At 66.7% G+C, this 20,795-nt stretch carries 15 protein-coding genes and 2 tRNA genes; 9 read left to right on the forward strand and 8 right to left on the reverse strand.

Going from position 1 to position 20,795, the window contains the following annotated elements; all coding sequences use genetic code 11:
- The first annotated feature begins 128 nt into the window (after window positions 1-128).
- From J5T34_RS08630 to pgi, 8 genes are all read left to right on the forward strand, one after another.
- Window positions 129-1,499, forward strand: coding sequence for an amidase (locus J5T34_RS08630; protein ID WP_432207642.1), 1,371 nt, complete (start codon window positions 129-131; stop codon window positions 1,497-1,499).
- A gap of 147 nt (window positions 1,500-1,646) precedes the next feature.
- Window positions 1,647-2,636 carry a TRAP transporter substrate-binding protein gene (locus J5T34_RS08635; RefSeq protein ID WP_149318946.1) on the forward strand — a complete coding sequence of 330 codons (990 nt, stop codon included), beginning with the start codon at window positions 1,647-1,649 and terminating at the stop codon, window positions 2,634-2,636.
- A gap of 118 nt (window positions 2,637-2,754) precedes the next feature.
- Window positions 2,755-3,267, forward strand: a complete 513-nt coding sequence (locus J5T34_RS08640; protein ID WP_208579396.1) for a TRAP transporter small permease — start codon at window positions 2,755-2,757, stop codon at window positions 3,265-3,267.
- A 65-nt stretch (window positions 3,268-3,332) separates the two neighbouring features.
- A complete protein-coding gene (locus J5T34_RS08645; RefSeq protein WP_208579397.1) occupies window positions 3,333-4,631 on the forward strand; it encodes a TRAP transporter large permease in 1,299 nt (432 codons plus the stop codon).
- A 5-nt stretch (window positions 4,632-4,636) separates the two neighbouring features.
- Entirely contained in the window at window positions 4,637-5,911 is a 1,275-nt protein-coding gene (locus J5T34_RS08650; protein WP_208579398.1) for a D-amino acid dehydrogenase, read from the forward strand.
- Window positions 5,912-5,944: 33 nt separating this feature from the next.
- A complete protein-coding gene (locus J5T34_RS08655) occupies window positions 5,945-7,561 on the forward strand; it encodes an NAD(P)H-hydrate dehydratase (RefSeq protein ID WP_208579399.1) in 1,617 nt (538 codons plus the stop codon).
- On the forward strand, window positions 7,558-8,502 hold the full coding sequence (locus tag J5T34_RS08660) for a DMT family transporter (protein ID WP_208579400.1): 945 nt from the start codon (window positions 7,558-7,560) through the stop codon (window positions 8,500-8,502). The genes J5T34_RS08655 and J5T34_RS08660 overlap by 4 nt, the downstream gene beginning before the upstream one ends.
- 94 nt (window positions 8,503-8,596) lie before the next feature.
- A complete protein-coding gene (pgi, locus tag J5T34_RS08665) occupies window positions 8,597-10,261 on the forward strand; it encodes a glucose-6-phosphate isomerase (RefSeq protein ID WP_208579401.1) in 1,665 nt (554 codons plus the stop codon).
- 21 nt (window positions 10,262-10,282) lie between these two features.
- Here pgi and J5T34_RS08670 read toward each other — a convergent pair whose 3' ends face one another.
- Window positions 10,283-10,981, reverse strand: coding sequence for an ABC transporter ATP-binding protein (locus tag J5T34_RS08670; protein ID WP_208579402.1), 699 nt, complete (start codon window positions 10,979-10,981; stop codon window positions 10,283-10,285).
- Between J5T34_RS08670 and J5T34_RS08675 the strand changes: the two genes are divergently transcribed.
- Entirely contained in the window at window positions 10,980-11,687 is a 708-nt protein-coding gene (locus J5T34_RS08675; RefSeq protein ID WP_244258775.1) for an arylesterase, read from the forward strand. The genes J5T34_RS08670 and J5T34_RS08675 overlap by 2 nt on opposite strands.
- Before the next feature lie 120 nt (window positions 11,688-11,807).
- Here J5T34_RS08675 and J5T34_RS08680 read toward each other — a convergent pair whose 3' ends face one another.
- The 7 genes from J5T34_RS08680 to tig all read right to left on the reverse strand — a co-directional run bounded on the left by J5T34_RS08680 (window position 11,808) and on the right by tig (window position 20,665).
- Window positions 11,808-13,742, reverse strand: a complete 1,935-nt coding sequence (locus J5T34_RS08680; RefSeq protein WP_208579403.1) for a SurA N-terminal domain-containing protein — start codon at window positions 13,740-13,742, stop codon at window positions 11,808-11,810.
- 207 nt (window positions 13,743-13,949) lie between these two features.
- Window positions 13,950-14,026 (reverse strand) — tRNA-Asp (locus J5T34_RS08685).
- A gap of 73 nt (window positions 14,027-14,099) precedes the next feature.
- Window positions 14,100-14,175 (reverse strand) — tRNA-Val (locus J5T34_RS08690).
- A 240-nt stretch (window positions 14,176-14,415) separates the two neighbouring features.
- The gene (lon, locus tag J5T34_RS08695) at window positions 14,416-16,830 is read right to left on the reverse strand and encodes an endopeptidase La (RefSeq protein WP_208579404.1); all 2,415 of its coding nucleotides are present in this window, start codon (window positions 16,828-16,830) and stop codon (window positions 14,416-14,418) included.
- 241 nt (window positions 16,831-17,071) lie between these two features.
- Complete coding sequence (gene clpX, locus J5T34_RS08700; protein ID WP_174105610.1) at window positions 17,072-18,346, reverse strand: ATP-dependent Clp protease ATP-binding subunit ClpX; 1,275 nt, start codon at window positions 18,344-18,346, stop codon at window positions 17,072-17,074.
- 215 nt (window positions 18,347-18,561) lie between these two features.
- The gene (gene clpP, locus J5T34_RS08705) at window positions 18,562-19,212 is read right to left on the reverse strand and encodes an ATP-dependent Clp endopeptidase proteolytic subunit ClpP (RefSeq protein WP_208579405.1); all 651 of its coding nucleotides are present in this window, start codon (window positions 19,210-19,212) and stop codon (window positions 18,562-18,564) included.
- A gap of 94 nt (window positions 19,213-19,306) precedes the next feature.
- Entirely contained in the window at window positions 19,307-20,665 is a 1,359-nt protein-coding gene (tig, locus tag J5T34_RS08710) for a trigger factor (protein WP_208579406.1), read from the reverse strand.
- Between the last annotated feature and the right edge of the window lie 130 nt (window positions 20,666-20,795).

Below are 20,795 nucleotides of genomic sequence, written 5' to 3' on the forward strand. Positions count from 1 at the left end.
CGGTCCGGGCACGGTCCGCGCACTGTCGCGGGGCAAGCGGCAACGAGTACGGTCCCGATGCGCATCCCCGTTCCCGACCTCGAACACCGCCCGAGCTCCGCCGAGCCCACCGCACCACCGCTAATCCGATGACGATGCCTGCCGCGCTGCTTCCCGATATCGACACGCTGAACCGCCTGGCCCACGAAGGCCGGCTCTCCCGCACGGCACTGTTGCAGCAGGCGCAGGCGCGGGCGAAGGAGCCCGCGGCGCAGGCGGTGTTCCTGCAGACCAGCTTCGACACCGCCGCCAGCGCGGCGCAGGCCGCCGATGCCGCGGCGCTGGCCGGCAAGCCGCTGCATCCGCTGGCCGGGCTGCCGGTCTCGATCAAGGATCTGTTCGATATCGGCGGCGATATCACCCGCGCCGCCTCGACGGTGCGTGCCGATGCCGCGCCGGCGCTCGATGACGCGCCCGTCGTGGCGCGGCTGCGCTCGGTGGGCGCGGCACTGGTCGGCCGCACCAACATGACGGAGTTCGCCTTCTCGGGCGTCGGCATCAATCCCCACTACGGCACGCCGGTCAATCCGCACGACAGCGCGGTGGCGCGCATCTGCGGCGGCTCGTCGTCGGGCGCCGCGGCGTCCGTCGCCCTTGGCCTCGCGGTGGCGGCGCTGGGCAGCGATACCGGCGGCTCGATCCGCATTCCGGCCGCGCTGTGCGGCCTGACCGGCTTCAAGCCGACCGCGCGGCGCGTGCCGCTGACCGGCGCCTTTCCGCTGTCGTTCTCGCTCGATACCGCCTGCGCGATGGCCCGCACGGTGGCCGACTGCGTGCTGGTCGACGGCGTGATCGCCGATCAGGCGCTGGTCCCCGTGCGCAAGGCCGCGAGCGCGCTGCGCCTTGCCGTGCCGCGCCAGCTGCTGCTCGACGACCTGGACCAGACGGTGTCGCGCGCCTTCGATCGCGCGCTTGGCCGGCTGTCGGCCGCCGGCGTGCAGATCGAACATGTCGACCTGCCCGAGCTGCTCGAGCTGTCGACGCTGAACGCGCAGGGCGGGCTGACCGCAGCCGAGGCCTATGCCATCCACCGCGCCACGCTGACCTCGCGGCGAGCGCTGTACGACCCGCGCGTGGCGGCGCGCATCGATCGCGGCGCCGCGATCGGCGCCGCCGACTATGTCGATCTGGTGCGCGCCCGCGCCGCATGGAGCGGGCGCGTGATGGCGCGCCTGGCCGGCTACGACGCGCTGGCCTGTCCCACGGTGCCGGTGGTGGCGCCGCCGATCGCGCCGCTGGTCGCCGACGATGCGCTGTTTACGCGCACCAACGCGCTGCTGCTGCGCAATCCCTCGACCATCAATTTCCTCGACGGCTGCGCGATCTCGCTGCCGTGCCATCAACCCGACGAACTGCCGGCCAGTCTGATGCTGGCGCACGGCCCGATGCGCGACGCGCCGCTGCTGGGCACGGCGCTTGCATTGGAAGCCGTGCTGGCACCCACGCAGCCACAGGCCTGAGCCCACCTCGGACGACGGCGCAACGACGCGCGACAACGTAGTGGACAACCTAGTGGACGACCCAGTGGACGAGCCCCCGCTGGCGGCGCAAGATCCACGCACGCGCACACACAACGACGCGGTAACGACACAACCAGGAGAGAAATGATGCAGCGCAAGGGATTGCTGAAGTCGATGTCTGCGTGCGGGCTGCTCGCCTGCGCCTTCGCGATGGCGCCGCTGGCGCAGGCCCAGGTCAAGTGGGATCTGCCGACCGGCTATCCGGCCAACAACCCGCACACGGTGAACCTGGACCAGTTCGCCAAGGAGGTCAGCGCGGCCACACAGGGCAAGCTGGCCATCACGCTGCATCCGAACGGTTCGCTGTTCAAGGCCAACGAGATCAAGCGCGCGGTGCAGAGCAACCAGGCCCAGGCGGGCGAGGTGCTGATGTCGCTGCTGGAGAACGAGAACGCGCTGTTCGGCGTCGATGCCGTACCTTTCCTTGCCACCGGCTTCGATGCCTCGTACAAGCTGTGGCAGGCGCAGCGGCCCGTGATCGACCGCCTGCTGGACCGCCAGGGCATCAAGCTGCTGTACGCGGTCGCGTGGCCGCCGCAGGGCATCTACGCCAAGAAGGAAATCCGCTCGGGCGCCGACATGAAGGGCCTGAAGTGGCGCGCCTACAATCCGGCCACCACGCGCATCGCGCAGGCGGTCGGCGCGCAACCGATGACGATTCAGGCCGCGGAGCTGTCGCAGGCGCTGGCCACCGGCGTGGTCGACAGCTTCATGTCGTCGGGCGCCACCGGCGTCGACAGCAAGGTGTGGGAGAGCCTGTCGCACTTCCATACGGTCGACGCCTGGCTGCCGAAGAACATGGTGATCGTCAACAAGCGCGAATTCGACAAGCTCGACAAGCCGTCGCAGGAGGCGCTGCTCAAAGCCGCCCAGGCGGCCGAGACGCGCGGCTGGCAGCGGATGCGCGAATACACGCAGCAATCGCTCGACACGCTGGCCAAGAACAAGATGACCATCGTCAAGCCCACGCCGCAGCTGCAGGCCGACATGAAGAAGATCGGCGACGAACTGCTGGCCGAGTGGGAAAAGAAGGCCGGGCCCGAGGGCAAGGAAATCATCGCGGCGTATCGCAAGTAAGGCGAACAAGGTGGTGCCGACCGCCCCGTGATCCCAGTCGTCCCCGCTGTCGCGGGGACGACAGCGAACCACCGAAGACGGCCCCCCGCTCCTCCCCCCCTAGCCTTCCGGACGCATCATGACTTCCCGCTTTCAGTGGTTCTACCAGGCGCTTGGCGCGCTGGCGGCCGTCTTCATCTGCCTGACGCTGCTGGTCGAACTGGCCATCATCGTCGGGCGCTTCGCCCATTTCCAGATCGACGGCGGCGACGCCTATGCCGGCTATTTCATGGCCGCGGGCTCGTTTCTCGCGCTGGCCGCGACGCTGCGCCAGGGCGACCATATCCGCGTCACGCTGATCCTGCAGCGCCTGCACGGCAAGCCGCGCGTGTGGGCGGAGATTTTCTGCCTGGCGGTCGCCACGCTGCTGACGGCGTACTTCACCTACTACGCGGGCAAGCTCGCGTACGACTCGTTCATCTATCACGACATCTCGCAGAACACCGACGCCACGCCGCTGTGGATTCCGCAGCTGTCGATGGCGGTGGGCCTGTTCGGCCTGTTCGTCGCGTTTGCCGAGGAGTTCGTCTACGTGCTGCGCACGCGCCGTCTGCCGCGCGAGGACAGCGGCGAAATGGCGCGCACCGAATAACGCGGACGTACCGACACGTACCGACACGTACCGACAGCACGGCCTCCCCACAGGAACGCAACAACATGGATCTCTGGGTCACCTTCTTCCTGATCGTCGCCATCTTCGCCGTGCTCGGCGCCGGCGTCTGGATCGGCATCGCGATTCTCGGCGTCGCCTGGTTTGCGATGGAACTGTTCACCAACAAGGTCGGCGGCGAATCGATGGCGCTGACGGTCTGGGGCTCGCTCTCGAGCTGGACGCTGACGGCCCTGCCGCTGTTCATCTGGATGGGGGAGATCCTGCTCAAGACGCGGCTGTCTGAAGGCATGTTCCGCGGGCTGTCGCCGTGGCTGCAGCGGCTGCCCGGCCGGCTGCTGCACGTCAACGTGATCGGCTGCACGATCTTCGCCGCGGTGTCGGGCTCGAGCGCCGCGACCTGCGCGACGATCGGCAAGATCTCCCTGCCGGAACTGGCCAAGCGCGGCTACCCTGAATCGATGGCGATCGGCTCGCTCGCCGGCGCCGGCACGCTCGGCCTGCTGATTCCGCCGTCGATCATCATGATCGTCTATGGCGTCACCGCCGACGTGTCGATCGGCAAGCTGTTCATCGGCGGCGTGCTGCCGGGCCTGATGCTGGCGCTGCTGTTCATGGGCTATGTCGCGGTCTGGGGCTGGCGCCATCGCGATGCGATCCCGGTGCCGGAGCATCGCCTCGATCTGCATGCCAAGCTGGCGGAATCGCGCCATCTGATTCCGGTGGTGTTGCTGATTGGCGCGGTGCTCGGGTCCATCTACGCCGGCATCGCGACCGCGACCGAGGCCGCGGCCCTCGGCGTAGTCGGCGCGCTGCTGCTGGCGCTGGCCCAGCGCACGCTGACCTGGCCGACCTTCCGCGATTCGCTGATGGCCGCCACGCGGATGTACTGCATGATCGCGTTGATCCTGGCGGGCTCGTCGTTCCTGACGCTGGCAATGGGCTTCATCGGTCTGCCGCGCCATCTTGCCGAATGGATCGTCGGCCTGAACCTGACGCCGTTCCTGCTGATCGTCGCGCTGATGGTGTTCTTCATCATCCTGGGCTGCTTCCTCGACGGCATCTCGATGGTCGTGCTGACGATGTCGGTGCTGCTGCCGACCATTCAGGCCGTCGGCATCGACCTGCTGTGGTTCGGCATCTTCGTCGTGCTGGTGGTCGAGATGGCGCAGATCACGCCGCCGGTCGGCTTCAACCTGTTCGTGCTGCAGGGAATGACCCGGCGCAATATCAGCTATATCGCCTGGGCCGCCTTCCCCTTCTTCGTGCTGATGGTCGTGGCGGTGCTGCTGATCTGGACCTTCCCGGGTCTGGTCACCTATCTGCCCGCGCAGATGAAGATGTAGATCCCATGCACGCCATCGTGATCGGTGCCGGCGTGATCGGCGTCTGCTCGGCCTGGTATCTGCGTGAGGCCGGCTTCAAGGTCACCGTGCTCGACCGGCGCGCCTCGCCCGCGCAGGAAACCAGCTTCGGCAATGCCGGCGTGATCGCACCCGGTTATGTCACGCCGTGGGCCGCGCCGGGCATGCCCGCCAAGGTGCTGCGCACGCTGTTCGCCAGCACCTCGCCGGTGGTGTTCCGACCCAGCGCCGATCCCGCGATGTGGCGCTGGATCGCACGCTGGCTCGGCGAATGCCGGCTCGAACGCTACCGCGTCAACAAGCTGCGGATGCAGCGGCTGGCCTTCTACAGCCGCACCTGTCTGCATCAGCTGCGCGACCAGCTGCAGATCGACTACGAGCAGTCGCAAGGTTATCTGCAGCTGTTCCGCGGCGAACGCGATCTCGACATGGCGCAGCCCGCCCTGGCGCTGCTGCGCGAGAACGCGGTACCGCATCGGCTGATCGATGCCGCCGAATGCCGCCGCCTCGAGCCTGGCCTCGCCCCCGACACGGCGCTGGCCGGCGGACTGCATCTGCCCGAGGACGAATCGGGCAATTGCCCGATGTTCACGCGCCGGCTGCGCCAGTTTGCGGAGGCGGCCGGCGTGCGGTTTCTGATGGACACCACGGTTCATGGCATCCACGCCCCGCGCGATGGCTTGCTGTCCGTCTTCATGCGGTGCAAGGGAGGGGACTCGAACCTGCATGCGCAGCGCGTGGTCGTCGCGGCCGGCGTTGCCAGCGCCGCGCTGCTGCGCCCGCTGGGGCTGCGCGTGCCGCTCTATCCGGTCAAGGGCTATTCGGCGACGGTCCCGGTGCGCGATGCCCTGCAGGCGCCGCTGGCCGCGCTGATGGACGAGTCGTACAAGGTCGCGATCACCCGCATGGGCAATCGCATTCGCCTGGCCGGCACCGCCGAGCTCGGCTCGCGCAAGCTGGACCTGCGCCAGGCCGCGGTGCGCACGCTGCTGAAGGTCGGACGCGACTGGTTTCCGGGCGCGGCGAACTACGGCGAAGCGTCGCTGTGGACCGGTGCCCGGCCGATGCTGCCCGATGGACCGCCGCTGATCGGCGCCACCGCCGTGCCGGGGCTGTTCCTCAATCTCGGGCATGGCTCATCCGGCTGGGCGATGGCCTGCGGTTCCGCCAAGCTGCTGGCCGCGCAGGTCGCCGGCGCCCAGCCCGATATCGATCTGGAAGGCCTGACGCCGGACCGCTACGGCCTCGGTCCGCGGCAATGAGCCACTGGCCGGCGGCGCTGCGATAATGCGCCGATGACGCCCTTCTCCTCGCCCGCCGCTCCCGGGACGCCCGCGGACACATCGGTTGCCGCGGACTGGCTGCGCTTCGATCCGGCCAGCGCCACGTCGATCCCGTTGTTCGACAGCGCCGCGATCCGCCGGCTCGAACAAGCGGCTTACCTCAGCCTGTCGCCGTTCACGCTGATGGCGCGCGCCGGTGCCGCCGCTGCCGCCTGGCTGACGGCCCATGCGCCAGCCGGACCGCTGCTGTTGCTGGCCGGCCCCGGCAACAACGGCGGCGATGCGCTGGTCGCCGCGACGTGCCTGCATCAGGCCGGCCGCGACGTGCAGGCATGGTTGCTGGCCGACCCTTCGCGCTTGCCCGCCGACGCCGCACACGCGTGGCAGCAGGCGAGCGACGCCGGCGTGCCGCTGCAGGTGCTGGCGCCCGACCCCGCGTCGCCGCAGACCGCACCGCCCTGGCCCACGACGGCACCGCGCTTTGCCGCAGTGGTGGACGGCCTGCTGGGTATCGGCCTGAACCGTCCCGCCAGCGGTGCGATGGCCGAATGGATCGATCGCGTGCGTGCGCTCGCCGACCAGGGCGTGCCGGTGTTCGCGCTCGATATACCGAGCGGCCTGTCGGCCGATACCGGCACCGGTGTGCCGGCGGTGCGCGCGACGCGGACGCTGACGTTTATCGCGGCCAAGCCGGGGCTGCTGACGCGCGACGGGCGCGACTGCGCAGGGGAGCTGGATATCGCGCCGCTCGGCCTCGACTATCCGCCGCAAGACACCGCTGCGGCCTTCGCCAATACGCCGGCCCGCTTCGCCGCGGCACTGCCTGGCCGGCGGCATGCCAGCCATAAAGGCAGCTTCGGCACGCTGGCGGTGATCGGGGGCAGTATCGGCATGGTTGGCGCGCCGCTGCTCGGTGCGCGCGCCGCGCTGCATCTTGGCGCCGGGCGCGTGCATATCGGCTTTCTGACCGATCCCGCACCGCCGTTCGATCCCGTGCATCCCGAACTGATGCTGCATCCGGTCGACCGGCTCGAACTGGCCGCGATGTCGGCGTTGATAGTCGGCCCCGGCATGGGCACCGGCGACGATGCCCGCGGATGGCTCGAGACAGCGCTGCGGGCCGGTGCCCCCACGGTGCTGGATGCCGATGCGCTGAACCTGCTGGCTGCCGATGCGGCCTTGGCGGCGATCGCCAGGGCCGGCACCGCGCCACGCGTGCTGACGCCGCATCCCCTCGAAGCGGCGCGGCTGATGGGCGCCACCGTGGCGGAGATCCAGCGCGATCGCCTGGCCGCCGTGCGCGCGCTGGCGGCGCAATGGCAGGCGGTGGTCGTGCTCAAGGGCTCGGGCACCGTGATCGCCGCCCCCGGCGAGCCCGCGATCACGCTCAATCCGACCGGCAATGCGGGCCTGGCTACCGCCGGCACCGGGGACGTACTGGCCGGCATGATCGGCGCGCTGCTGGCGCAGGGCATGGCTGCGGAGCCCGCGGCGCTGGCCGCGGTCTGGCTGCATGGCCGGGCCGCCGATCGGCTGGTGGCCAGCGGCGAAGGCCCGGCCGGATTGACCGCCGGCGAACTGCCGCGGGCCGCACGGCACGAGCTCAACCTGCTGAGCGCGGGGCGATGAGCGGCGCGATCTCCGTACCGGGCGCGGCGCCGAGCCGCCGGCAACTGTGGACCGGCATCGCGCTGCTGGTGCTGGGCCAATGGATCCTGACGCTGCTCGATGCCACCGGCAAGACGCTGACCCAGCAAGGCCTGCCGATCGTCGCGGTGGCGTGGGTCCGCTATGTCGGCCATGTGGTGGCCATCTTCCTTCTGCTCGGTCCCACGCGCTTCCGCGCGCAGGTCCGCACCGACCAGCCGCGGCTGCAATGGCTGCGTGGCGGCCTGATGCTGGCGTCGACGCTGGTGTTCTTCTCGGTGCTGAAGCTGATGCCATTGGCGACGGCCACCGCGCTCAATTTCTGCGCGCCGCTGTTCGTGGTCGCGCTGTCGCCATGGCTGCTCGGCGAACGCCCCGGCCGCCACGCGCGCCTGATGCGCTGGAGCGGCGTGCTGATCGGCTTTGCCGGCATGCTGGTGGTGGTGCGCCCCGGCGGCGAGCTGACGCCGGGCGGCGTGGCGCTGGGCCTGACCTCGGCGCTGCTGTTCGCGCTGCTGCAAATGCTGACGCGGCGCATGGCGGCGCACGATGCGCCGATGACCACGCTGATCTGGAGCGGCATCACCGGCGCCGCGCTGACCACGCTGCTGGTGCCGTTCTTCTGGTTCACCGCGATGCCGACCCCGCTGCAATGCGCGCTGCTGCTGTCGGCCGGCATCACCGGCTCGCTCGGCCACTACTTCGTGATCCGCGCCTTCCAGTATGCGGACGCATCGTTCCTGAGCCCCTTCCTCTATCTGCAGATCATCTCCGCCACCACGGTCGGCTTCCTCGCTTTCGGCCAGTTGCCCGACTGGACCACGGCGCTGGGCATCGCGGTGATCTGCGCCGGCGGCGTGCTGGTCGCGGGCGGCGAATCGGCATTGCGGCTGGTGGCCCGGAGCCTCGGCGGAACGCGCTGATCGCGGCGTTGTCTGACAGTTTTCGCCGAACGTGCGCGCTATACTCGGCGCATTCTGCGTCTTCTCCGCTCGTTTTCTCCAAACGTATTTCGCAATGCCCACTGACCTTCCCGCCTGGCAACGTCTGCAGCAGCACTACCAAGCGCTCCGCGACCAGCGGATGCGCGACTGGTTTGCCGCGCCCGACGCGAGCGCGCGGGTCGACCGGTTCTCGCTGGAAGCGGCCGGCCTGTTCCTGGATTACTCGAAAAACCGCATCGTGCCGGAGACGATGGACCTGCTGGTCCAGCTGGCCGAACAGGCCGGCGTGCCCGCGCGCCGCGATGCCATGTTCGCTGGCAAACATATCAATGCGACCGAGGACCGCGCCGCATTGCATATGGCGCTGCGCGCCGCGCCGGACGCGCCCTTCCAGGTCGACGGCAAGCCGGTGATGCCCGCCGTGCACGATGTGCTGGCCCGCATGCGCGCCTTCTCCGAGCGCGTGCGCAGCGGCCAGTGGACGGGCCATAGCGGCAAGACCATGACCGACGTGGTCAACCTGGGGATCGGCGGCTCGGACCTTGGGCCGCGCATGGTGTGCCGCGCGCTGGCTCACCTCGCCGGAGAGGGTGCAGATCGCCACGGCGATGGCGGCGCCGCTTCGGGGCCGCGCGTGCATTTCGTTTCCAACGTCGATGGCACCGAACTGGCCGAGACGCTGGCGCGGCTCGATCCCGAACGCACGCTGGTGATCGTCTGCTCGAAGACCTTTACCACGCTCGAGACGATGGCGAATGCAAACAGCACGCGCCAATGGTTCGTCGAGCGAGGCGTGCCGGAGGCCGGACTGGCGCGGCACTTCGTCGCGGTGTCGACCAATCTCGAGGCCGTGCGCGCGTTCGGCATCGATCCGGCCAATATGTTCGAGTTCTGGGACTGGATCGGCGGTCGCTTCTCGCTGTGGTCGTCGGTGGGGCTGTCGATCACGCTGGCGCTCGGTTACGAAGCCTTCGCGGAATTGCTGGCCGGCGGCCGCGAGATGGACGAGCACTTCCGCAGCGCGCCGCTGGACCGCAACATGCCCGTGATCCTCGGCCTGCTGGGGGTGTGGTACCGCAATGTCTTCGGCATGCCGACCAGCTGCATGGCGCCGTACTCGACCTCGCTGGAACTGTTCCCGGCCTTCCTGCAGCAACTGGAGATGGAGAGCAACGGCAAGTCGGTGCAGCGCGACGGTGCGCCGGTGCGCGTCGACACCTCGCCCGTGGTCTGGGGGACGGCCGGCACCAATGGCCAGCACGCCTATTTCCAGCTGATCCATCAGGGTTCGCAGATCGTGCCGGTCGATTTCGTCGCGCCGCTGTCCGCGCCGCGCACGCTGCCGGGCCATCATGCCAAGCTGCTGGCCAACTGCTTCGCCCAGGCCGAGGCACTGATGCGTGGACGGACCGAGGACGAACTGCGCGCGGCCGGCATCGTCGAGCCCGAGCGCATCGCCCATATGCGTTTCGAGGGCAATCGGCCGAGCAACATGCTGCTGATCGAAGGCATCACGCCGCGTGCGCTGGGTGCGCTGATTGCTCTGTACGAGCACCGCACCTTCGTGATGGGCGCGATCTGGAATATCAACTCGTTCGATCAATGGGGCGTCGAACTGGGCAAGCTGCTGGCACGGCCGATCGAAGCGGAGCTCAACGGTGGCGCGCAAGCACCGCACGATCCCTCCACCAGCGGGCTGATCGCGCGCGCCAGAAGCGCGCTGGCGCGGCGGGGCTGAGGCGTTCCGCAGGCGGCGATCTCAGACTTCGGCGCCCATCCACTCGTCGCTGGCGACCTTCCCCGCCTCGATGGTCAGGATCCGCCCGCAGCGCGCCGCCACCGAACGGTCGTGCGTGACCAGCACCAGCGTCGAGCCGGCGTCGCGATTCAGTTCGAACATCAACGCAATCACGGCCTCACCGGTCGCGGTATCGAGGCTGCCGGTCGGCTCGTCGGCAAACAGGGTATCGGGGCGCGTGACGAAGGCCCGCGCCAGCGCGACGCGCTGCTGCTCGCCGCCCGACAGCGTGCGCGGATAGTGCGACAGGCGCGCCCCCAGGCCCACCCGCTCCAGCATCGCCCTGGCCCGCTCCTGCACGTCCTCGGTCTCGCCGCGAAGCTCCAGCGGCAGCATCACGTTCTCCAGCGCGGTCAGATGTCCGACCAGCTGGAACGACTGGAACACGAAGCCGACATGCCTGCCGCGCAGCGCCGCGCGCTGGTCCTCGTCGAGCGCGAACAGGTCGTGGCCGTGCAGCGACACGGTGCCGCGGCTGGGCAGATCGAGACCCGCCATCAGACCCAGCAGCGTCGATTTGCCCGAACCCGAGGCGCCCACGATGGCGAGCGTTTCGCCGGGCGTGACGGAAAACGTCACGTCATGCAGAATCGTCAGCGAACCGGTCGCGTCCGTCACGGTCTTTCCCAAGGATTCGACAGCAAGAATGGATGAGGACATGAGCAAGGGTTTCCGGAACGGTTTTTGGCGGGACATCGGTGGGCGCTGGCGCGCCCTGATGCTGGGCACGCTGCTGGCGTTGGCGGCGGTGCCAGCGCTGGCGCAACGCTCGCCCACCATCCTGGTGCTTGGCGACAGCCTGTCGGCGGAATACGGCATCGCGCGCGGCGCAGGATGGGTCAAGTTATTGGAAGACCGCCTGCGCGCGGAGAGGTTCGATTATAGCGTCGTCAATGCGAGCATCAGCGGCGAGACCACGGTGGGCGGCAAGACCCGTCTGCCGGACCTCCTGGCCCGCCACCGGCCGGCGATCGTGGTGGTCGAGCTCGGCGCCAACGACGCGCTGCGCGGCCTGCCGCTGCAGAGTACCGAGGCCAATCTGCGTCAGATCGTCACCAGTGCGAAGGCTGCCAAGGCCAGCGTGCTGCTGATCGGCATGCGCATCCCGCCCAACTACGGGCCCGACTACACCGAGCGCTTCTTCGCGCTGTATCCGAAGCTGGCCAAGGAATATCAGCTGCCGCTGGTGCCGTTCCTGCTCGACAAGGTGGTCACGCGGCCGGAATGGTTCCAGGACGATCGCATCCATCCGACCGCGCAGGCCCAGCCCACGCTGCTCGACAACGTGTGGCCGCAGCTGGAGCCGCTGCTCAAGCGTCAGCGACGCAGCGCGGAGGAAGGCAAGGCGCCACCACGGCGCGGTTGAACGATCGCACGGTGGCTTGACTACGGACGCATGACAAAGGGGCCCCGCGGGGCCCCTTTCTTTATCGCTATCTTTATCGCTACCGGACCGGCCCTGTGCGGGCGGTCTCCTCCATCGCCATCAGCCTGCCGGCTGCGATTCCGCCGGCGCCGCGGGCTTGAGCACCTCGACCTCCGACCGCGCCTTCAGGCTCTCGAAGAACGCTTCCAGCTCGCTCTGGCCGGCCAGCTGCGACAGTTGCTGCGCCTCGGCCTGGCGCTGCGCGGCATCGACCTGCGCCGGCTGCGAAACCTTGGCGATGCGATAGATCGCATAGCCCTGCCCGCCCAGATCGACGCCCACCACGGCCGGCAGCTTCGATGCATCGGCGCGCATCACCGCCTCGACCGCCTTCGGCGCCAGACCGCCCGGCTGCTGGCGCGATACGGTGACGGCGGCGCCGAAGCCTTCGGCCGAGCCGCTCTGCTTCAGCTTGGCGAGCTGCGCTTCGCCGTCCTTGCGCGCCAGTTCGGCGGCCTGCTCGGCAATGTACTGCGCGCGGACCTGGTCGCGCACCGCGTCGAACGGCCGCACCGATGCGGGGCGATACTCGACCACACGACCGGCGACCAGCGTTTCCGGGCCGACCTGGATCGCTTCGGTATTGCGCTTGTTCTTCAGCGCGTCGTCGCCGAACAGCGCCGCCAGCACCTTCTCGTTGTTCAGCGGATTGTTCGCGCCCAGCGCAGGGTTCGGCGCGCGGGTCACGTTGTCCGCGGTCTGGATCGTCAGTTTGAACTTGTCGGCGGCCGGCTTCAGGCTGTCGGCCTGCTCATAGACGGTATTGCCGAAGGCATCGGCCTGCTCGGTGAACTGCTTGGCCGCCAGCTGCTTGCGCAGTTCGGCTTCCAGTTCGGGCTTGACGGCCTCGAGCGGACGCGTCTGCGACGGCTTGACTTCCGTCACCTTGATGATGTGATAGCCGTAGTCGGTTTCGACCACATCGCTGAGCTGATTTGGCTGCAGCGCGTACATCGCGTCCTCGAACGGCTTGACCAGCGCGCCGCGGCCCATGAAGCCGAGGTCGCCGCCCTTCTCCGCCGAGCCCGGGTCCTGCGACTGCTTGCGGGCGACATCGGCGAAGGTGTCCGGATGCTTGCGCAGCTCGTCGAGCAGCCTGGTGGCCTTGTCCTTGGCCGCCTGCCGCTCGGCGGCGGGCGCATCCTTCGACGCGGCGATCAGGATATGGCTGGCGCGGCGCTGCTCGTCCGTACGGAAGCGCGCGATATTGCTGTCGTAATAGGATTTGAGCTGCTCGGGCGTGATGCTGATGCCGGCGGCCAGCGCCTCGGCGGACAGCACCAGGTATTCGACCTTGGCCTGCTCGGGCACGCTGAACGCCTGGCGATGCTTGTCGTAGTACGCCTTCAGCGCGGCGTCGTCGGCCGTCACCTTGGCAGCGTAGTCGGTGGCCTTCAGCAGCAGCGGCTGAACTTCACGCTGCTGGTCGCGCGCGGCGATCAGGCGGTCGAGCAGCGACTTGGGCATGAACGCGGTCGCACCGATCGACTGGCCGAGCTGCTGCGTCGCCAGATCGAAACGCATGCGGGCGTCGAACTGTTCGGGCGTCATGCCCTGCGATGCCAGCAGTTCGAGATAGGCCTTGTCCTCGACCCGTCCGTCCGCCTTCTTCGGCAACTGCGCAATCGCCGGAATATTGACGATCGCCTCGTACAGCCGCTCGTTCGACACGGTCAGATGCTCGCGATTGACCTCGTTGGCGACCACGCGCTGCAGGATCAGCTGATCAAGCACGGCCTTGCGTGCTTCCGGACCTTCGAACTGACGCGGGTCGTAGGCGGCGCCCAGCACCTGACGCATCCGCTCCGACTGCTCGCGCAGCACGTTGTCGACTTCCTGTTGGGTGATGGCACGGCCATCGACCTTGGCGGCGTCGTGCGAGCTGTCCATGAAGCGCGAATAGCTCTCCACGCCAAAGAACACGAACGACGGAAACACCAGCACCAGCAGAAGCAAAAGCATCAGGCGCCGGTTGTTGCGAACGAAATCAAGCATGCTGACTCGGGATCAAGTTGGGACGGAGGTCAAAACTCCGCGATTCTAGCAGGCTGCGCGGGATCGCCCGTTTGATGTGGCGTGGGCGGCCGTTGCTCGAGGGGCTACAGATGGGCTGCGAATGGGCTTCGAATGGGGCCACAAATGAAAACAGCCGCATGGAGGCGGCTGATTCGGCCGGCCACCTGGCGGTGCCCGGATGCAATGTGGCGGAGTGGACGGGACTCGAACCCGCGACCCCCGGCGTGACAGGCCGGTATTCTAACCGACTGAACTACCACTCCGATGTCGGTCTCGCTGCCCGGCGATACGGCCTCCAATGACGCGGCGGCATGGCGATCGTGGCCATCGAGTGAGTGGTGGGTGCTGAGGGGATCGAACCCCCGACCTACGCCTTGTAAGGGCGCCGCTCTACCAGCTGAGCTAAGCACCCGCTCGATATTGCCGCGATGTTGCCATCATGTGGCTGCATTGCCGCCCGCATTGTCTCCAATCAGGCTGTATCGCCGCGCACGTATCAGCCTTCGACTGCCGTTTGCGCTGCGAGGCCGCAAGTGTAATACAGCGTGTTCGGCTTTGCCAAGCCGAACACCGGCGCCGCGCAAAAAAAACCGCAGGGCGAACCCTGCGGTTTTGCGATGCCGGCCGGCACAATCGTCCGGCCTCGGCACGATCAGTGATGAATCATCTCGTGCGTGGCGGCCGCGCCCTTGTCCTTGACTTCGGCAGGGGCGGCGACTTCTTCCGGCAGCGGCTCGGGCATCCGTTCGAGCGCCATTTCCAACACCTTGTCGATCCAGCGCACCGGAACGATCTCGATGTTGTTCTTGACGTTGTCCGGAATCTCGGCGAGGTCCTTGACGTTCTCCTCGGGAATCAGCGCCAGCTTGATGCCACCGCGGTGGGCGGCCAGCAGCTTTTCCTTCAGACCGCCGATCGGCAGCACTTCGCCGCGCAGCGTGATCTCGCCGGTCATCGCCACATCGGCGCGCACCGGGATACCGCTGAGCACCGACACCAGCGCCGTCGTCATCGCGATACCGGCGGACGGACCGTCCTTCGGCGTCGCGCCTTCGGGCACGTGGATGTGGATGTCCCGCTTCTCGAACATCTCGTCGGTGATGCCCAGCCGGCGGGCGCGCGAACGCACCACCGAACGCGCGGCCTCGACCGATTCCTTCATCACGTCGCCCAGCGAACCGGTGCGGGTGATATTGCCCTTGCCCGGCATCAGCGCGGCCTCGATCGTCAGCAGATCGCCGCCGACTTCGGTCCACGCCAGACCCGTGACCTGGCCCACCTGGTTTTCCTTGCCGGCCAGACCGAAGTCGTACTTGCGCACGCCGAGGAATTTGTCCAGGTTGTCCGAATCGACCTTGACCGTGCCGCTCTCCTTCTTCAGCAGCAGCATCTTGACCACCTTGCGGGCGATCTTCGATACCTCGCGTTCGAGCGAGCGCACGCCGGCTTCCCGCGTGTAATAGCGGATGATGTCGCGGATCGCCGCTTCGCTGACCTCGATCTCACCCGGCTTCAGGCCGTTGTTGCGGATCTGCTTCGGCAGCAGATAGCGCTGGGTGATATTGACCTTCTCTTCCTCCGTGTAGCCGGACAGCCGGATCACTTCCATCCGGTCGAGCAGCGGCGGCGGAATGTTCAGCGAATTCGAGGTCGCCACGAACATCACGTCGGACAGGTCGAAGTCCACCTCGATGTAGTGGTCCTGGAACGTGTGGTTCTGTTCCGGGTCCAGCACCTCGAGCAGCGCCGACGATGGGTCGCCGCGGAAATCCATGCCCATCTTGTCGATCTCGTCGAGCAGGAAGAGCGGATTGCGCACGCCGACCTTGGTCAGGCTCTGCAGGATCTTGCCGGGCATCGACCCGATATAGGTCCGGCGGTGACCGCGGATCTCGGCCTCGTCACGCACGCCGCCCAGCGCCATGCGGACGAACTTGCGGTTGGTGGCACGCGCCACCGACTGGCCCAGCGAGGTCTTGCCGACCCCGGGCGGCCCGACCAGGCACAGGATCGGCGCCTTGACCTTGTCGACGCGCTGCTGCACGGCGAGGTATTCCAGGATCCGTTCCTTGACCTTTTCCAGACCGTAGTGGTCTTCGTCAAGCACGCGCTCGGCGTTGGCGAGGTCGTTATTGACCTTGCTCTTCTTGCGCCACGGCAGGTTGACCAGCGTGTCGATATAGTTGCGCACGACGGTCGCCTCGGCCGACATCGGCGACATCAGCTTGAGCTTCTTGAACTCGGCCTCGGCCTTCTTCTTGGCCTCCTTCGGCATGCGGGCGGCCTTGATGCGCTTGTCGAGCTCCTCGAGATCGGCGCCCTCTTCGCCTTCGCCCAGTTCCTTCTGGATGGCCTTGACCTGCTCGTTCAGGTAGTACTCGCGCTGGCTCTTCTCCATCTGCCGCTTGACGCGGCCACGGATGCGCTTCTCGACCTGCAGGATGTCGATTTCGCCCTCGAGCTGCGACAGCAGGCTCTCCAGGCGTTCGGTCACGTTGACCATCTCCAGGATCTTCTGCTTCTGCTCGAGCTTGATCGGCAGATGCGCGGCGATGGTGTCGGCCAGGCGACCCGGCTCGTCGATGCCCGACAGCGAGGTCAGGATCTCCGGCGGGATCTTCTTGTTCAGCTTCACGTACTGGTCGAACTGCGACACGATCGCGCGGCGCAGGGCCTCGGTCTCGGCGCTTTCGCCCGGCCCCAGGGGCACCGGCACGGCCTCGCACATGAAATGCGAGTCGTCCTCGCTCACTTCGCGGATATTCGCGCGCTGCGTGCCCTCGACCAGCACCTTGACGGTGCCGTCCGGCAGCTTCAGCATCTGCAGGATATTGGCGATGCAGCCGACCTCGTACAGGTCTTCGGCGGTGGGCTCATCCTTCGCCGCCGTCTTCTGGGCCACGAGCATGATGCTCTTGCCCGACTCCATCGCAGTTTCCAGCGCCTTGATGGACTTCGGGCGACCCACGAACAGCGGGATCACCATGTGCGGAAACACCACCACGTCGCGCAGCGGCAACAATGGGAGGCGAATCGGCTCAGCCGGGAGGAGTTGTGTTCCAGACATCAGTTTCCCCAGTCAGTCATTTAAGGCGTAAATTGGGTCGCACGAACCGATTACAAGACAGCAATCACCGGTTCGCAGCATCAGTCAAATGACGGCCCCGACACTTGCGAATCCCGCGCAAACAGCATACCCGCGTTTCCTCCCGTTCGTTTGGCGAAATGAAGAAAAAAAGCCGCTCGCTTTTCGCGAACGGCCTGTCGGTTGGCTGCCGGCGCGGATGCGCCCTGCGCCGGCGTTCGCGTCAGTTGGAGCCAGCCACTTTGGGCTGGTCCTCGTACATCAGCAAGGGAGGTGCGTCGCCGGTGATCGTGCTTTCATCGATCACGACTTTTTGCACGCCCTTGTAATTCGGCAGGTCGTACATGACATCCATCAGCGATTGTTCGAGGATCGAACGCAGGCCGCGCGCACCCGTCTTGCGCTTGATGGCCTTGCGGGCAATCGCGGACAGCGCTGCCGGCCGGATTTCCAGTTCGACGCCTTCCATCGCCAGCAGTTTCTGATATTGCTTGACCAGCGCGTTCTTCGGCTCGACCAGGATCTGCACCAGCGCGGCCTCGTCCAGCTTGGACAGCGTCGCGACGACCGGCAGGCGGCCGATCAGCTCGGGAATCAGGCCGAACTTGATCAGATCCTCGGGCTCGGTCTGCGGCAGCACCTCGCTGACATCGCGCTCTTCCTTGCTCTGGACCTGGGCACCGAAGCCGATGCCGGTCTTGTCCGAACGCTGCATGATCACCTTTTCCAGTCCATCGAAGGCACCGCCGCAGATGAACAGGATGTTGGTGGTATCGACCTGCAGGAAGTCCTGGTTCGGATGCTTGCGCCCGCCCTGGGGCGGTACCGAGGCCATCGTGCCTTCGATCAGCTTCAGCAGCGCCTGCTGCACGCCCTCGCCCGAGACGTCGCGGGTGATGGACGGGTTGTCCGACTTGCGCGAGATCTTGTCGATCTCGTCGATGTAGACAATGCCGCGCTGGGCCTTCTCGACCTCGTAATTGCAGTTCTGCAGCAGCTTCTGGATGATGTTCTCGACGTCCTCGCCGACATAGCCGGCTTCGGTCAGCGTGGTCGCATCGGCGATCACGAACGGGACGTTGAGCAGGCGGGCCAGCGTCTGCGCGAGCAGCGTCTTGCCGGAACCGGTCGGGCCGATCAGCAGGATATTGCTCTTGGAGAGCTCGACATCGTCCTTCTTGCCGAGATGCTTGAGCCGCTTGTAGTGGTTGTAGACAGCCACGGCCAGAATCTTCTTGGCCTGCTCCTGGCCAATCACATACTGGTCCAGGCTTTCGCGGATCTCGTGCGGCGTCGGCAGATCCGACTTGGCCGCGGCCGGGGCGTCCTTGTCGGCGCCGGCGGCTTCATCGCGAATGATCTCGTTGCACAGGTCGATGCATTCGTCGCAGATGAACACCGACGGGCCGGCGATCAGCTTCTTGACCTCGTGCTGGCTTTTGCCGCAGAAGGAGCAATACAGAAGCTTCTCGCTGGATGAACCTTTTTTGTCCGCCATAGGAATCGTCACATTAGCAGGGGCGCGCCAGGGCGCAGAAAGGACCTTGGCGATACGCGTCAAACGCATCATACGCCAAAACCTTTAGGGCAGCGGGCGGAACCCCCTGGGAGTGGGGGCAAACACCACAAACGAGGCGCAGGGCCTCGTTTTGTGGTGTAGGCTTGGCCGTTTGAGGCCGGAACAGGGTTCGAAGCCGGCGCGCCGCGCCAGGCTCAACTGCGGCGCGCGATCACCTTGTCGATCAGGCCGTAGTCGACGGCCTGATCGCCGCTCATGAAATTGTCCCGGTCGGTATCGCGGGCAATCTTCTCGACCGGCTGGCCCGTGACCTCGGCCAGGATCGAATTGAGCCGTTCGCGCAGATAGAGGATCTCGCGCGCCTGGATCTCGATGTCCGAGGCCTGGCCGCGCGCGCCGCCCAGCGGCTGATGGATCATGATCCGCGAGTTGGGCAGCGCCAGGCGCTTGCCCTTTGCGCCGGCGGCCAGCAGGAACGCGCCCATGCTGGCGGCCATGCCCATGCACAGCGTCGACACGTCGGGCTTGATGAACTGCATCGTGTCGTACACCGCCAGACCGGCCGATACCGAACCGCCCGGCGAGTTGATGTAGAGGAAGACATCCTTGTCGGGATTCTCGCTCTCCAGAAACAGCAGCTGCGCGATCACCAGATTGGCGGTCTGGTCGTTGACTTCGCCCACCATGAACACCAGGCGCTCCTTCAGCAGGCGCGAGTAGATGTCATAGGCGCGCTCGCCCCGACCGGACTGCTCGACCACCATCGGCACCAGCCCGAGGCCCATGGTCTCGAGCGCCGAAGCTTGCGTGGTGGCGAGACGATCGAGCAAATCATTGCGGGTCATGCAGAGTTCTCCAGGAATTCGGTGGCAGGCCAGTGGCCTCGGCAAAAGGCAAACAAGCCGCCCGAAGGCGGCTTTTGCCTTGAGCGGCTGTCGATCAGGCTTGCTGGCCGCCGTTGCCTTCGGCCGTCAGTTCTTCGAAGGACACCGGCTTGTCGATGACCTTGGCCTTCTCGCACACGAAATTTACCACGTTGTTTTCGAGCACGTAGGCTTCCATCTCCGCCAGGCGCTGCTGGTCGCCGTAGTACCAGCGCATGACTTCCTTCGGATCCTCGTAGCTCTTGGCGAACTCTTCGATCTCGGCCTTGATCTGGTCAGCCTTGGCTTCCAGGCCGTTGGCCTTGACGATCTCGGCCAGGATCAGGCCCAGCTTGACGCGGCGCTCGGCCTGCTGCGCGAACATCTCCGGCGGAATCGGCATGTCCTTGGCGTTCGGCATGCCACGCTGCTCGAGGTCGCGGCGGGCCATCTGCACCAGGCGCTCCTGGTCCTGTTCGATCAGGGCCTTCGGCACGTCCAGCTCGCTGGCCTTCAGCAGCGCTTCCATGACCTGGTCCTTCAGCATCGCGTGCGTGCGGCGCTTGACCTCGCGCTCCAGGTTCTCGCGGATGTCGGCGCGCATCTTCTCGACGCTGCCGTCGGCGATGCCGAGCGACTTGGCGAAGTTGTCGTCGACCTCGGGCAGGTGGGCCCACTCGACCTGCTTCATCGTGATGGTGAATTCGGCGGTCTTGCCGGCGACTTCCTTGCCGTGATAGTCCTCGGGGAACGCCAGCGGGAAGGTCTTGCTCTCGCCGACCTTCAGGCCCAGCGCGGCCTGTTCGAACTCGGGCAGCATGCGGCCTTCGCCCAGCACGAAGACGAAGTCTTCCGCCTTGCCGCCGGCGAACTCGACGCCATCGATCTTGCCGACGAAGTCGACCGTCACGCGGTCGCCGTTCTTGGCCGCCACTTCGCCGCCGCCATCGCCATGCTCGCCGGCTTCGCCGCGGGCGTGGTAGTGGACGCGCTGCTTGCGCAGGATGTCGATGGTCTTGTCGATCTCGGCGTCGGTGATTTCGGTCTTGGTGCGGACCACTTCGGCGGCCGACAGGTCACCGATCTTGACTTCCGGGTAGACCTCGAAGGTGGCGTCGAATGCCACTTCGTCATCCGCCACGCCTTCGGTCTTGATCTCGAACTTGGGCTGGCCGGCGACCTTGACGTCCTGCTGCTGGGTGATGTCGAAGAACTTGCGGGCGGCCTTGTCGAAGCGCACTTCGAATTCGACCTGCTGGCCGTACTGCTTCTCGACCATCTTCATCGGCACCTTGCCCGGGCGGAAGCCGGCCATCTTGACCGTCTTCGACAGGCGAACCAGGCGCTCCTGCTTCTCCTTCTCGACCTCGGCCTTGGGGATGGCCAGGGTCACCTTGCGGTCGAGTTTGCCGAGGTTTTCAATCACATTCGACATGGTCGTCAATCCAATCCAGAAATGTTGTTGTGTTCGTCAGCGCGTTCCGCTTGCGTGCCTGCGTGCAGGGTTGCTCCCTCAGGCCGTCGAACGGTTCGCACGCACCAGCCACGCATGAGGCATGCGGACA

Origin of the sequence: Cupriavidus gilardii (assembly GCF_017598945.1) — a bacterium.
Taxonomy (GTDB): domain Bacteria; phylum Pseudomonadota; class Gammaproteobacteria; order Burkholderiales; family Burkholderiaceae; genus Cupriavidus; species Cupriavidus gilardii_E.

Bases quoted from the DNA above. Each gene is read 5' to 3' on its own strand.
- J5T34_RS08630 (WP_432207642.1), top strand. From the start codon at position 129: ATGACGATGCCTGCCGCGCTGCTTCCCGATATCGACACGCTGAACCGC.
- J5T34_RS08635 (WP_149318946.1), top strand. From the start codon at position 1,647: ATGCAGCGCAAGGGATTGCTGAAGTCGATGTCTGCGTGCGGGCTGCTC.
- J5T34_RS08640 (WP_208579396.1), top strand. From the start codon at position 2,755: ATGACTTCCCGCTTTCAGTGGTTCTACCAGGCGCTTGGCGCGCTGGCG.
- J5T34_RS08645 (WP_208579397.1), top strand. From the start codon at position 3,333: ATGGATCTCTGGGTCACCTTCTTCCTGATCGTCGCCATCTTCGCCGTG.
- J5T34_RS08650 (WP_208579398.1), top strand. From the start codon at position 4,637: ATGCACGCCATCGTGATCGGTGCCGGCGTGATCGGCGTCTGCTCGGCC.
- J5T34_RS08655 (WP_208579399.1), top strand. From the start codon at position 5,945: ATGACGCCCTTCTCCTCGCCCGCCGCTCCCGGGACGCCCGCGGACACA.
- J5T34_RS08660 (WP_208579400.1), top strand. From the start codon at position 7,558: ATGAGCGGCGCGATCTCCGTACCGGGCGCGGCGCCGAGCCGCCGGCAA.
- pgi (WP_208579401.1), top strand. From the start codon at position 8,597: ATGCCCACTGACCTTCCCGCCTGGCAACGTCTGCAGCAGCACTACCAA.
- J5T34_RS08675 (WP_244258775.1), top strand. From the start codon at position 10,980: ATGAGCAAGGGTTTCCGGAACGGTTTTTGGCGGGACATCGGTGGGCGC.
- J5T34_RS08670 (WP_208579402.1), bottom strand. From the start codon at position 10,981: ATGTCCTCATCCATTCTTGCTGTCGAATCCTTGGGAAAGACCGTGACG.
- J5T34_RS08680 (WP_208579403.1), bottom strand. From the start codon at position 13,742: ATGCTTGATTTCGTTCGCAACAACCGGCGCCTGATGCTTTTGCTTCTG.
- lon (WP_208579404.1), bottom strand. From the start codon at position 16,830: ATGTCTGGAACACAACTCCTCCCGGCTGAGCCGATTCGCCTCCCATTG.
- clpX (WP_174105610.1), bottom strand. From the start codon at position 18,346: ATGGCGGACAAAAAAGGTTCATCCAGCGAGAAGCTTCTGTATTGCTCC.
- clpP (WP_208579405.1), bottom strand. From the start codon at position 19,212: ATGACCCGCAATGATTTGCTCGATCGTCTCGCCACCACGCAAGCTTCG.
- tig (WP_208579406.1), bottom strand. From the start codon at position 20,665: ATGTCGAATGTGATTGAAAACCTCGGCAAACTCGACCGCAAGGTGACC.